Source organism: Paenibacillus sp. alder61, assembly GCF_020179875.1.
Lineage (GTDB): Bacteria > Bacillota > Bacilli > Paenibacillales > Paenibacillaceae > Fontibacillus > Fontibacillus faecis.
This window is the reverse complement of sequence record NZ_JAIUDG010000014.1, coordinates 64,128-76,666: the sequence shown is the minus strand read 5'-3', so window position 1 is coordinate 76,666 and position 12,539 is coordinate 64,128. Positions and strand designations below refer to the sequence as shown.

Annotated in this window: 10 protein-coding genes; all 10 read left to right on the top strand. The window is 54.2% G+C overall.

What is annotated here, in order from left to right:
- The first annotated feature begins 12 nt into the window (after nt 1-12).
- The gene (locus LBW89_RS16030; protein WP_225039537.1) at nt 13-957 is read left to right on the top strand and encodes a carbohydrate ABC transporter permease; all 945 of its coding nucleotides are present in this window, start codon (nt 13-15) and stop codon (nt 955-957) included.
- Between the two features lie 73 nt (nt 958-1,030).
- A complete protein-coding gene (locus LBW89_RS16025; RefSeq protein ID WP_225039536.1) occupies nt 1,031-2,602 on the top strand; it encodes an extracellular solute-binding protein in 1,572 nt (523 codons plus the stop codon).
- Between the two features lie 466 nt (nt 2,603-3,068).
- Entirely contained in the window at nt 3,069-5,141 is a 2,073-nt protein-coding gene (locus LBW89_RS16020) for a beta-galactosidase (RefSeq protein ID WP_225039535.1), read from the top strand.
- A gap of 559 nt (nt 5,142-5,700) precedes the next feature.
- Nucleotides 5,701-6,006 carry a TSUP family transporter gene (locus LBW89_RS16015; RefSeq protein ID WP_170287205.1) on the top strand — a complete coding sequence of 102 codons (306 nt, stop codon included), beginning with the start codon at nt 5,701-5,703 and terminating at the stop codon, nt 6,004-6,006.
- A 144-nt stretch (nt 6,007-6,150) separates the two neighbouring features.
- Nucleotides 6,151-6,510 (top strand): hypothetical protein, encoded by a 360-nt coding sequence (locus tag LBW89_RS16010; protein WP_148457880.1) that lies wholly within the window; start codon nt 6,151-6,153, stop codon nt 6,508-6,510.
- Nucleotides 6,511-6,601: 91 nt separating this feature from the next.
- Complete coding sequence (def, locus tag LBW89_RS16005) at nt 6,602-7,183, top strand: peptide deformylase (protein ID WP_148457879.1); 582 nt, start codon at nt 6,602-6,604, stop codon at nt 7,181-7,183.
- Nucleotides 7,184-7,201: 18 nt separating this feature from the next.
- The gene (gene deoC / locus LBW89_RS16000) at nt 7,202-7,879 is read left to right on the top strand and encodes a deoxyribose-phosphate aldolase (RefSeq protein WP_148457878.1); all 678 of its coding nucleotides are present in this window, start codon (nt 7,202-7,204) and stop codon (nt 7,877-7,879) included.
- Nucleotides 7,880-8,714: 835 nt separating this feature from the next.
- Complete coding sequence (locus LBW89_RS15995) at nt 8,715-9,605, top strand: ABC transporter ATP-binding protein (RefSeq protein ID WP_148457877.1); 891 nt, start codon at nt 8,715-8,717, stop codon at nt 9,603-9,605.
- Nucleotides 9,598-11,754: an ABC transporter permease gene (locus tag LBW89_RS15990; RefSeq protein WP_148457876.1), complete on the top strand. Its 2,157-nt coding sequence runs from the start codon at nt 9,598-9,600 to the stop codon at nt 11,752-11,754. Before LBW89_RS15995 ends, LBW89_RS15990 begins: the two co-directional genes overlap by 8 nt.
- Nucleotides 11,751-12,473 carry a hypothetical protein gene (locus LBW89_RS15985; protein ID WP_148457875.1) on the top strand — a complete coding sequence of 241 codons (723 nt, stop codon included), beginning with the start codon at nt 11,751-11,753 and terminating at the stop codon, nt 12,471-12,473. The genes LBW89_RS15990 and LBW89_RS15985 overlap by 4 nt, the downstream gene beginning before the upstream one ends.
- Nucleotides 12,474-12,539: the final 66 nt, after the last annotated feature.

Sequence of the window (12,539 nt, the reverse complement as noted above, 5' to 3'; positions counted from 1 at the left end):
GAGGTAGAGAACATGAACGCAACCGTATCGACAGCAGGCGGAACGGGGACGGATCTCCGGCCGGCCGCACGCAAAAACAGATCCAAAGACCGGCTGATTCTGGCCGTCATCGGTTATACCGCCTTGACCCTATTGGCGTTGTTTTGCATCTTTCCCTTTCTGCTGGTCGTATCATCTTCGCTGACCGAAGAAAGCGGCATTATCGAGAACGGATTTCAGTTGATACCGACCTCCTTTTCGACGGAGGCTTACCGTATTCTGTTCGAGTACCCGGCGGATATGCTGAAAGCGTATGCCGTGACCTTCACGGTAACGGTGCTGGGCACGTTTTTCGGACTGTTCTTGACCTCGATGACGGCCTATGTGCTGTCCCGAAAAGATTTCAAATGGCGAAATACGTTCTCTTTCTTCTTTTTCTTCACCACTTTGTTCAGCGGTGGGCTAGTCCCCTGGTACCTGCTGATCGTCAATTATTTGGAGCTTAAGGATACGCTGATCGTATTGATCCTGCCAATGTTGATGAACGTGTTTTACATCATCGTGATGAAATCGTTCATGGGCAACATTCCCGAAGCGATCGTCGAATCCGCCAAAATCGACGGGGCGGGGGATTTCCAAATTTATGTCCGGTTTATTCTGCCGCTGTCCAAGCCCGCACTCGCCACGATCGGCCTGTTTATCGCATTGGCCTATTGGAACGACTGGTATAACGCGCTGCTCTTTATCTCCAACGAGGATCTGATGCCGCTGCAGTACTATTTGTACCGCCTGCTCGGCAATATGGACGGGATGCGCAAGGCGATGATGGCATCGGGGGCGGTGATCACCACGAATCTGCCGACGGAGTCTTTGAAAATGGCCATGACCATCGTTGCGACCGGGCCGATTTTGCTGGCTTATCCGTTTATCCAGCGCTATTTCGTCCAAGGGCTCACCATCGGTGCGGTAAAAGGATAAGGATGACCACAGGGAAACCTGGTTGTCGATAGATTTCTGACTTTCTGACTTTATATTAGGGGGAACTTTAGTCATGAAACTAAAAAACAAGAGATTTACGTTTCTGCTGGCGATGGTTTTGGTCATATCTACCTTCCTGAGCGCATGCGGCGGGGATAAGGGGGGCGGCGGCGCCGCTTCGGGCAATGCCAACGGCGCGACGGGCGCGAACTCCCAAGCTTCGGACGGGGCCGATTTATCCAAGGAAGTGAAGCTCAAGATGCTTCTCGTAGGCGGCAAGCCGGCCGATTATGACGAAGTGTCCGGCGAGCTGAACAAGCTGCTGAAAGAGAAGATCAACGCCACGGTCGAAACGGAGTTTCTGGACTGGGCCGACTGGACGCAGAAATATCCGTTGAAGTTTGCCGCCAATGAAGACTTTGATCTTGTCTACACGGCCAACTGGGCTTTTTACAACGATCAGGCGCGTAAAGGCGGATTCCTGGAATTGACGGAGGATATGCTCAAAACCTACATGCCGAAAACATGGGAAGCCATGCCGCAAGTGTCCTGGGAGCAGGCCAAGGTGGACGGGAAACTGTACATGGTGCCCAACAACAACCAGGAAGTGACCGACAAAGTCGTGTTCATCCGCGAGGACCTGCGCAAGAAATACAACCTGGAGCCGATCAACAGCCCGGAAACCTACGCGGCTTACGTAAAAACGGTCGGGGCCAACGAGAAGGGATTCAACGCGTTCGGCGCAAAGCCGGCCGACGGCTGGAAATGGCACGAGCTCGATCAGATTTTGCTGGAGCAGCAGAACGAGTGGAATCTGGTGGACTACAGCATCCCGCTCGCCTACAAGCTTGCGGACGAGAAGGGACAGGTCTTCAATGTCTACGACACGCCGGAGTTCAAACAGCTGATCGCTTACTATAAAGATCTTGCCGACAACAAGGCGTGGTCCAAAAATATCGTGAGCAATAAAAACGATGTATGGCAGGATATCAAAGCCGGCAAAACCGGTTCTTACGCCCACACCCTCGGAACGTTGGGGGCCAACCTCGCCGAGATGCGCCGCGATAAGCCGGAATTTGAAGGCGCTATCGTGGATTTGACGCCCGACAAGAAAAAGATCGGGGCTATTTCAACCCAAAACGGGATGGCGATCCATGCCACGTCCAAAAACGTGGAGCGCTCTTTGATGCTGCTGGATCTGCTGCAGAACGATAAGGAGATCCATGACCTCACCATGTACGGCATCGTCGGCAAGCATTACGAGCCGGTGGGCGACGACAAATATAAGGCGGGACCGAGCGCGGCCAACTATACCGGGTTCTCCAACTGGGGCTGGAACTCGCTGCTGAACCGGACGGATGCTTCTTATCCGGAGGAAGCGGACGAAATTTTGGAGGCGTGGCAGGAGAAGGTGTACCACTTCCCGCTCGAAACCTTTGTGTTTGACGACTCGAAGGTGAAGAATGAAGTCGCCAATGTGGGCAACGTTATGCTCCGCTACGCGATTCCGTTGGAATACGGACTCATCAACGATCTGGACAAAGGCCACGCGGAACTGATCAAGCAGTTGAAATCTGCCGGCATCGACAAAATTCAACAGGAACTGCAAAGCCAGATCGACGTCTTCCTGGCGGCACAGAAGTAGACAGCCGGGGAGAGGGCGGACCAAGGACCGCTGGGGCCGCGGGCTCCAGCGGTTTTTCCGCATTCCGGTTCGGACCGTGCCGGGGACGACTTCGGGCGGGACAGGGGAGGAACGCTTCCGGCGAACGGATTTTTTTGGAAGATGGGCGGGAGAACGGAGGCCTGATTTCAGGCAGCCTTGGGCCCCCCCTGACCGTGCCGGGTCTGCGGTTGCGTGAAATTCCTGCAAATCTGCAGGAAATTAGCTGCTTGCGGTAGAGTATGAGCAAAAAAGATGCAAATCTGCAGGAAATTCTTGCTTTTTCCCTCAGTAGGGGGCCGTTTGAGCGCAAAGCCTGCAGATTTGCAGGAATTCCGGTTTTTCGGAACTTTCCGTCGGAAAAGCCTGCAGATTTGCAGGAATTTGATGCGCTCTTCGAAATTTTGAGATTGAAGATAACTAGAAATCATGAACGGAGGATTATTCCATGACACATAAGTTCCCGCCCATTAGCGGCAAGCTCCCCGTCTTTATGCACGGGGCCGACTACAACCCCGAGCAGTGGCTGCACGATCCCGCGGTTCTGGAGGAAGATATCCGGCTGATGAAGCAGGCGGGCTGCAATGTCATGTCCGTCGGCATCTTTTCCTGGGCTGCCCTGGAGCCGGAGGAGGGAACCTTCAACTTCGGCTGGCTGGATCAAGTGTTGGACCGGCTGGCCGCGAACGGTATCTATGCTTGGCTCGCTACGCCGAGCGGGGCGCGTCCCGCTTGGATGTCCGAGAAGTACCCGGAAGTGCTGCGGGTAGAAGCCAACCGTCGCCGCAATTTGCACGGGATGCGGCATAACCACTGCTTCACCTCTCCCGTTTATCGCGAGAAGGTGATTATTATGAACGGGAAGCTCGCGGAGCGGTATTCTTCGCATCCCGCCGTCGTCGGCTGGCACGTCTCCAACGAATACGGCGGCGAGTGTCACTGCGATTATTGCCAGGAGGCGTTCCGCTCTTGGCTGAAGCGTAAATACGGTTCACTGGATGCGCTGAATCGGGCATGGTGGACGACGTTCTGGAGCCATACGTACACGTCCTGGTCCCAGGTCGAATCGCCCGCCCCGCATGGGGAAATGATGGTCCATGGCCACAACCTGGATTGGCGGCGTTTCGTTTCCGATCAGACGATCGATTTCTACAAGCATGAGATCAAGCCGCTCAATGCGGTTAATCCGGATTTGCCTTGCACCGCCAACATGATGGATTTGTTTTACGGCCTGGATTACCGCGAGTTCGCCAAGGCGGTGGACGTCGTTTCCTGGGACGCCTACCCGACCTGGCACGAGGCGGAGTCGGAGGTGGGGATCGCCTCCTGGTTTGCCTTTAACCACGATATCTTCCGCACGATCAAAAAGAAACCGTTCATGCTGATGGAGAGCACGCCGAGCCAGACCAACTGGCAGCCGGTCAGCAAGCTGAAGCGGCCGGGGATGCACCGCTTATCCTCGCTGCAGGCGGTGGCGCACGGATCCGATACCGTCCAGTATTTCCAGTGGCGGAAGAGCCGCGGATCCAGCGAGAAATTTCACGGCGCGGTCGTGGATCATGTCGGGCACGCGCATACCCGCGTATTCCGGGACGTCGCGGAACTCGGCCGCACCTTGTCGCAAATCACCGAGGTGCTGGGCACGAATGTACCGGCGGAAGCGGCCGTCTTGTTCGACTGGGACAACCGCTGGGCGATCAATGACGCCCAGGGGCCCCGCAACGGCGGCTTGGGTTATGAGCAAACCGTTGTCCAGCATTACCGGGCGTTGTGGAAGCAGGGGGTTCCGACGGATGTTATCGGCTCCGGCGATGATTTTTCGCCATATAAACTAATCGTGCTTCCCATGGCATACCTGCTTCGCGAAGAAACCGGGAAGCGCCTGGACAAATTCGTTGAGGACGGAGGCACCTTGCTTGCCACGTATTGGACGGGCGTAGTCGATGAGCATGACCTTTGCTATCTGAATGGATTTCCGGGACCGCTTCGGCGGACGCTCGGCATTTGGGCGGAGGAGATCGACGGCCTTCACGACCATGATCGCAACGCCTTGGTGATGAATCCCGCAAATCGCCTGGAGTTTGAGGGAAGCTTTGAAATCCGTGAGCTCTGCGAAGTGATTCATACAGAGGGATCGGAGATACTGGCGACGTACCGGGATGATTTTTACGCCGGAATGCCGGTGCTTACGGTAAATCAAAAGGGAGCGGGGAAGGGTTATTATTTGGCGGCACGCGTCCGGGAGGAAGGGTTCTACGATTCGCTGTACGGCCGGCTCATCCGCGAAGCCGGGGTTCGCCGGGCTTTGGATGCCGAGCTGCCGGAGGGCGTAACCGCGCAGCTCCGTTCGGACGGAGAGAGCGACTACGTGTTTCTTTTGAACTTTTCCGGCAAACCGGCTCAGGTCCGCCTGGATGACCGGGCATACACCGACTTGGAGACCGGGGAAGTTAAGACGGGCAGGGTCGAGCTCCCGCTTCACGGTTCGATCATTCTGAAACGGAGCTCGCAGTATAAGTAATATTCTTAATGAAGAGTCGGCATAGTGTCGGCTCTTTACTATAATTAGGCTGGGGCGGCGAGCTCTGCCATTTTCCCTAGCAGCCCAGGTTAGCGGCCATTTGAGGCGCTATTTTGTCGAAATCGTCCTTTCCGTGTGAAATAGCGGTCCTTTGGGGCCTTATTTTTGGGAAAAGCGGGCCGCAACCTGATTTTGGGAGCCCAACCAGATAAATAAGGCCCCTTTTGGCCGCTATTTTACCCGCGAAAGCGAATTTGGCCGAAATAACGGCCCAAAACGCCGCTATTATGACGGGCGGCAAGAGAGATTGCGGATCGGCAGCACCATGTCGGGTTTAATGCAACGCCAGTGCGCTTTTTCCCAAAATAAGTCCTTAAAACGCCGCTACTGTTGGCCGATGAGCTTAATTCGACAAAATCGCGCCTTAAAACACCCTTATTCCCCTGTACGGATCGCAAGCGAGCTACGTAGCCGGCTTTCCAGAGAGGCTGGCCGCACAGAATTACTTAAATCATCTTTCATTCAAGGAAGAAGATCGTATGCTTACGGAAATAAACCTTTGATCACGCTCGGAATGCTTGTCATTCTGTTGGCGGCCTGCTATAAACACCTCGCCGTACGTAAAGTGCTGCTCCTGATCCTGACCGGGATGGTCGCGGCGCCGTTCGGAACCTACTTGCTCCTATACATATCGGAGACTTGGTTAAAAATCATTGCCGGGGCGCTGATCCTCCTGTTCGCCGCGATCATGCTGCTGGGGCGCTCGTTTCCCGTCCGCAGCGAGAAGCTGCGGTTCGTAACGGCCGACCTGGCCAGCGGGCTGCTGAACGGAAGCGTCTCGATGAGCGGGCCGCCGAATGAATGAGCTTTTTTTCAGGAAAACGGTGCTGATTCTAATCATCATTTTCGGGCTGTGGACCATACTAACGGGGATCGTTTTAAGCGTCGGTTGACATGGTTTTTCCCGCTGTGATACTTTAGGCATGAATCGAACAACCGGGGTGAAGATTTGAAAGATATCTTATTATGGGTTGGGCTTTTTCTGATTATCGTCATATTGGGTTGGCTCAATCAGAAGCAGAGGCTGTCCGGTAAAGTAAAGGCCGCGTATGCGCAGCTTCGGGCTTTAAACGCGCGAACCCGGGAAGATTGTTCCTCGGATGAGGATCTCGCCTTATGGGAAGCGAATCTTCAGGAACTCGAGAAGCACCCTAACGAGTATAATAAGCTTGACGAGGAGATCCGGCTCCGGGAGGCTTTCGTCTTGTATCTGGAGCGGCATTATCCGGAAGATATCCGTTTGGAGAAGCTCCGGGAGGCGGCGGCTTTTCAAAAGGATTCGGTCTGGGGGATGAAGATCAAACGCTGACTTTGACACGGGGCTCGCCCCATGCTAAGCTGGGGGCTGATCTGAATGGACGGGAAAATTTAGTATGCGAAGGTGGATGAAGGGCTCACTCATGAGTAAATTTAAAAGCGATTATATGATTACTATGGATGATATCGTTCGGGAGGGCGACCCGATTTTGCGCGTGGTGACGGAGCCGGTAAGCGTTCCGCCGACGGAGGAGGATCGGGAGGAAATGGCGGCGATGCTGCTTTTCCTCAAAAACAGCCAGGACCCGGAAATCAGCAAGAAATACAAGCTCCGGGCCGGGGTTGGCCTCTCGGCTAACCAAATCGGCTTAAACAAGCGGATGTTTGCCGCCTTGCTCACGGACGATCAGGGGAATGACCGGGAGATCGCCTTGTATAACCCCAAAATCGTCAGCCACTCGGCGGCGATGATCTATCTGCCGGAGAGCGAAGGCTGCCTGTCGGTGGACCGGGTGGTCCAGGGCTTCGTGCCCCGTTACGAGAAGGTGCAGATTAAAGCCTACGACGGCGAAGGCAAGGAGTTAAAGCTTCGGTTCAAAGGCTTCGACGCCATCGTCATGCAGCATGAAATCGATCACCTGAACGGAATTATGTTCTACGATCGGATTAACAAGGAGCACCCTTTCAAGCTTCCCGAGGGCGTACAAATCACCAGCCTATATTAAAAGCGGAGGTACTATTTTATGACGACACAATCAGTATTAAGCCGGATCGACCATACGCTGCTCAAAGCCGATGCGGGCAAAGAAGCGATCCTCAAGCTGGCCGCCGAAGCGAAGGAGCACCGTTTTGCTTCCGTATGCGTCAATCCGTACTGGGTGAAGACGGCCGCGGAGGCGTTGAAGGACACTCCGGAGGTTAAGGTGTGCACGGTGATCGGATTTCCGCTGGGCGCGTCGGCTTCCGAGGTCAAGGCTTTTGAAACGGCTCAAGCGATTCGCGACGGAGCGACGGAAGTGGACATGGTCATCAATATCGGAGCGCTGAAAGACGGGGACGACGAAGCCGTGGTCCGCGACATGGTTGCGGTGGTGGAGAGCGCTGCCGGCAAGGCGCTGGTGAAGGTGATTCTGGAAACCTGTCTGCTCACGGAAAAAGAGATCGAACGGGCTTGCAAGCTGGCCGTGTCGGCCGGCGCGGATTTCGTGAAGACCTCGACGGGCTTCTCCACCGGCGGAGCTACCATTGAGGCGGTCGAGCTGATGGCGAAGACGGTAGGCCCCGGCATCGGCGTCAAGGCCTCGGGCGGCGTGCGAAGCTTGGCCGATGCGGAGGCGATGCTCGCGGCGGGAGCGACCCGGCTCGGAACGAGCGCGGGCGTTGCGATCGCGCAGGGGCTGAGCAGCCGCACGGATTATTAAAAATACGATGTAAACAGGCTGTCCTTAACGGGCAGCCTGTTTTATTTGGGGCTTTAGCCAGTTGAGCTCGCGAAGCGTGCGAAACAAAAAACCACGTGCTATGCGGGTGGTGCAGTGATGCTTATATTCCAAAAACCATCTGATTGGGGTCGTTATCATAAGAGTGTTCAAGCTACGATGTATAACGAAAGGAAAAGGGTGGCTTAATAGCTAATCGAAGTGATATGTCACATCCAAAGAGGCGCCTAGAGTGCTTCCAAGCTTCCAACTCCAAAAAGATGCAAATCTGCAGGTATTTAAGCCGATTCCCGAGGGAATGCGAAAAAAGATGCAAATCTGCAGGCATTTCCAGCGATTTTAGAGAAACGAGCCGGTTTCGTCGAAAATTCCTGCAGATTTGCAGGTATTTAGAAATTTTGAGTCCAAACAGGAAAAAAGCATGCAGATATGCAGGAATTTTATGTTATCAAGGTTGTCTGACGGGGTACTAGTAATAATCGCACCCCTTCAGGGGTAGGCAAAAGCGGCAGCGGCATAATAGCTTGAACGTAGTGAAAGCTAGCGCCTTTAGATGCAAGCCGGTAATAAAGGCTTATAGCCTTAGAGCACCACCCGTTCAAACGGGTCGTTTTGATTTTGGCGGGTAATGCCATCCTTCGGAACCTTAACGCTTGATGCATAATGCATAATGCAGCCGTTGCCGGGGGATGGTTTTTTGTAATATTTCCAGTTTGATTTTTTAATCGTCGCACGAACTTTTTTGTCAGCCTTCCCGTTACAGGTACAGATACGATCCGCGCGGAGTATTGAATTTGGTTGGAAATGAGGATTTTTTATGATAGAAATTAAACACTTATCCAAAAAATACCGGAGAGGCGGCTTGGCCCTAAACGATGTCACGCTGACGCTTCACGAAGGGATGGTGGGCTTGCTCGGCCCGAACGGAGCGGGAAAATCGTCGCTGATGCGGATTCTGGCCACGCTGGTGGAGCCCACCTCGGGCGAGGCGTCAATCAACGGGATCCCGCTGCGGAAAGCGGAAGATATCCGCAAAATCATCGGCTACTTGCCCCAACAGTTTCAGGTCTACCCGCAGTTGACGGGTAGCGAGTATCTGGACTACGTGGGCGCGATGAAAGGGATGAACGACCCGAAACAGCGTAAACGGGAGATCGGGCGTCTGCTGGAGGAGGTCAATCTTCAGGATAAAGCCGGGAAACGGGTAAAGACTTACTCAGGGGGCATGAAGCGCCGTCTCGGCATCGCCCAAGCCTTGCTCGGATCGCCGCAGGTGCTCATCGTCGACGAACCTACGGCCGGGCTCGACCCGGAGGAGCGTGTCCGTTTCCGCAATCTGTTGACCCGGTTCAGCTTGGGGCGGATCGTGCTGCTCTCTACCCACATCGTAGCCGATATCGAGAGCAACTGCCGGCAGATCGCCGTCCTTGACCGGGGGCGGGTCAGAATGTCCGGGGAGTTGACGGAGCTTCAGGAATTCGGCCGGGGCAAGGTTTGGGAGGAAGTGGTCAGCGAGGAGCAATTCGCAAGACTCGACCCCATGTCGATCGTCTCCACCCGCCGGACAGAGAATGGACTGCGCTGCCGGATCATCGGGGAGACCCCTCCGGCGGGGTCCGGCGCCGTTCAGGTTCGCCCGTCCCTGGAGGATGGTTACCTGGCGCTGCTGCGGAGCGGTCGAAAGGAAGGGGCTTACAGCTATGAGTAAGTGGTGGAGGCAATTTGTTTTTGAATTGGCCATGCTCTTCCGCAATCCCTGGCTGCTTGCTCTTCCTGTGTTTTTCGCCCTGTTTAACGGATTGGCGCTCGGTCGGGTTTCTCCTGAGCAAAATTTGTTTCAAGAAGCTTACAACATGCACGCGTTAATTCAAACCATGACGTTGGGACTGGTCGTGTTTCTCGGCATATTGAGTGTCCGCAGGGATATCCGCCGGCCCTCTTATGAATGGAGCTCCGCGCTTCCGGTTTCCTACGGAACTAAAGTTTCCGCCAAATATTTAGCCGGCGTGCTCTATTGCTCCCTTTTTACGCTCGTGGCCGCGGGCCTATACGCCTGGTTTTCGGGAAGTCAGGGCGTGCTTCCGGAAATTACCCGCGAGTATACAGTCTTTTTTGCCATGACCTATGAGGTGTCCTACCTGGTTACCTTCGCCTTGGCCATGCTGCTGGCGATTGCGATTCCGAATCGGGTCGTCTATCTCATCGGCTTTTGTGCCTGGATGTTCGGCACCTTCTTTATGGATATCTTTCTGATCGATAAAGCCGGCCTAAATCTGTTGCGGACTTTTCATTTGAACCGACTGCTTACTATGGAGGGAGCGCCGCATGACGCTTGGGGGTTTGATGTCCTTGGGAATGAGCTGTTTTATTCCCGTATGTTTGTGTTCTCCTTTACGCTCCTGCTGCTGGCGGTCGGCGTAACGGTGCTGGACCGGATACGCCCGACCAAACACAAGCTGGCGGTATGGACGGCCGGAGGGCTCGCTCTGCTGCTGGCGGTCGGCGCGTTTGTCCCTTACGGGCTGATCTGGAAAGAACGGTACGACGGTTACCGGGCGAAACTGGCCGATCCGGGACTGGAAATGATGGGAGAGGACTCTCCAGAAGGGAAAAAGACGGATATGTTTGTCATCGAAGACTACGATATCACCCTGAAAAAACGGAAGGGGGATTTTCTGGATCTACGGGCAGTCCTCAATATTCCGGCTGGGGAGTTGAGCGGACGGAACGAGATACATCTGACGTTAAACCGGAGCTTTCAGGTCAAGGAGGCCAAGATAAACGGCGACCCCGCCTCTTTCACCCATAATGGCGAGCGGCTGGCGATTCAGCTCCCCAAGGCCGGGGATGTCGCGCTTAAAGTTGAGGTCGCCTACGGCGGAACCTTGTTCGATTATGCCCCGGGCTTCCAGGGGCAAGGCTCCGTCTATGCTTTTAGCAAAGGAATGAGCTTGTTTCTTCCGGGTTATATCGCCTGGTATCCGCTGCCCGGCTATCAATCCATTTACGTAAAGACACAGCACGACTCCGGCATTGAATTGGGCTCTCGATTGCTGGTTCAGGGAAACACCTCTTTGAAACTGAAGGCGGAAGGCTTTGCTTATCCGTTATATACGAGCATTCCGGAAACGAAACGGCAGGAAGGGACACAGATATTTGAGGGACAAATCAGGGATGGGCTAAGCCTGTTTGGCGGGACTTTTACAGAACTGACCAAACCGGGTTTTCCGGGGAAGGTGATGACATCCCCCTATGATCAGCGTTTCGGGAATCTAGTGCTGCAACGCTGGCAGGACATGTACGGGTATTTCGCCGGCTGGGTGGACCATTTTAATCCCCGCTTGACTCAACTGCTGTATCTGCCGAATTACAGTTATATTACTTACAGCGTGGAGAACCAGGCCTATATTATGTCGAACAATTCCTATCCCGAATATTTGGCCAAAATCGTGATGAACGAAATGCTGCTGGGCAGTCGGCGGGACGAGGATCCGAACCTCCAGGTTGAAGAGGACATCCGGCTCCAGCTTCGCGCTCTGATGTGGTATGTTTACTTTTACGAAGAGGAGGGTTACAGCACTCAGGATTTGACCCTAGGCCAAGCGGACAGCAATCTGCTTTACGAACTTTATTCCAATGAGAAGGAGCGCGATCCGAATAGGTTGAATTTGCGCATGATGAATCAGGTGGGCAAGGCTTTGGACGAAGGGAAGCTCGAGCAGGTGAAGCGAGTGCTGAATATTTTTTATGACCGGGGGCTGGAAATCCGGAATTCGGACGGCAAAGACAGCAGTGAGGATCGCAAAATTCCTTATTCCGAGTGGGAACAGGTATGGAAGCGGGTGATGGGCCAATGAAGACGGCTTTGGAACAACTCCGCCGGGGCCTTTCTTTTGACTTCAAGCTGCAAAAGCAGCCTGTTGCCGGACTGGTCGTCCTGATATTTCTGCTGTACCTGATCGGCATTCTGAGCGGCGATCCGAACCGGCCAAGAATGGTATATTACTTTTCCGAGATGGGCATGTTTCCCCTCGTTATCATGATGACCCTCGTGATGTTCCAACGGGAACTCGGAGGAGGGGGGATGGAAATGATAGCCACTTATCCGGTATCTCTTCACTTGATCGCCTTGCGGAAGTGGCTGCTCGCCTTAGGGTACGCCTCCGTATTGAATGTAGGGTGGATGCTCGTTTACTTGGCGAAGTTCGGAGAAATCAAGACTTTGATGTATCCCTGGTCCGGGGGAGAAGGGGTCAAGGTGAGCACGGGAATTCCCGCACTTATGCTGCAGAATTTGCCTGCGTTCATGCTGCTGTCTTCCCTGACCCTGGCTGGCATGCTTATTTTCCGAAAAACTTATGGCGGACTTGTATCCGGTTTTTCGATCTGGGTTTTAGATACGATCAGCAGGGGCGATCTATTGAAGGGATTCACGCTATATGCCGAGTTTCTTCCCGTGGACGGCACCTTTGTGGCCAATCGTCTTGTTCTGCTGGCGGGTGCCGGGGGATTGCTGGGATTCTCGCTATGGCTGATCGGGAAAAGGGATCGCTGGATTGTTGAGGAAGAAGAATAAACGGAAGAAGACGGGAATTCAAAAATATAAATTGAGAACGACCAGGAACGAGAGAGGAGGAGAGGC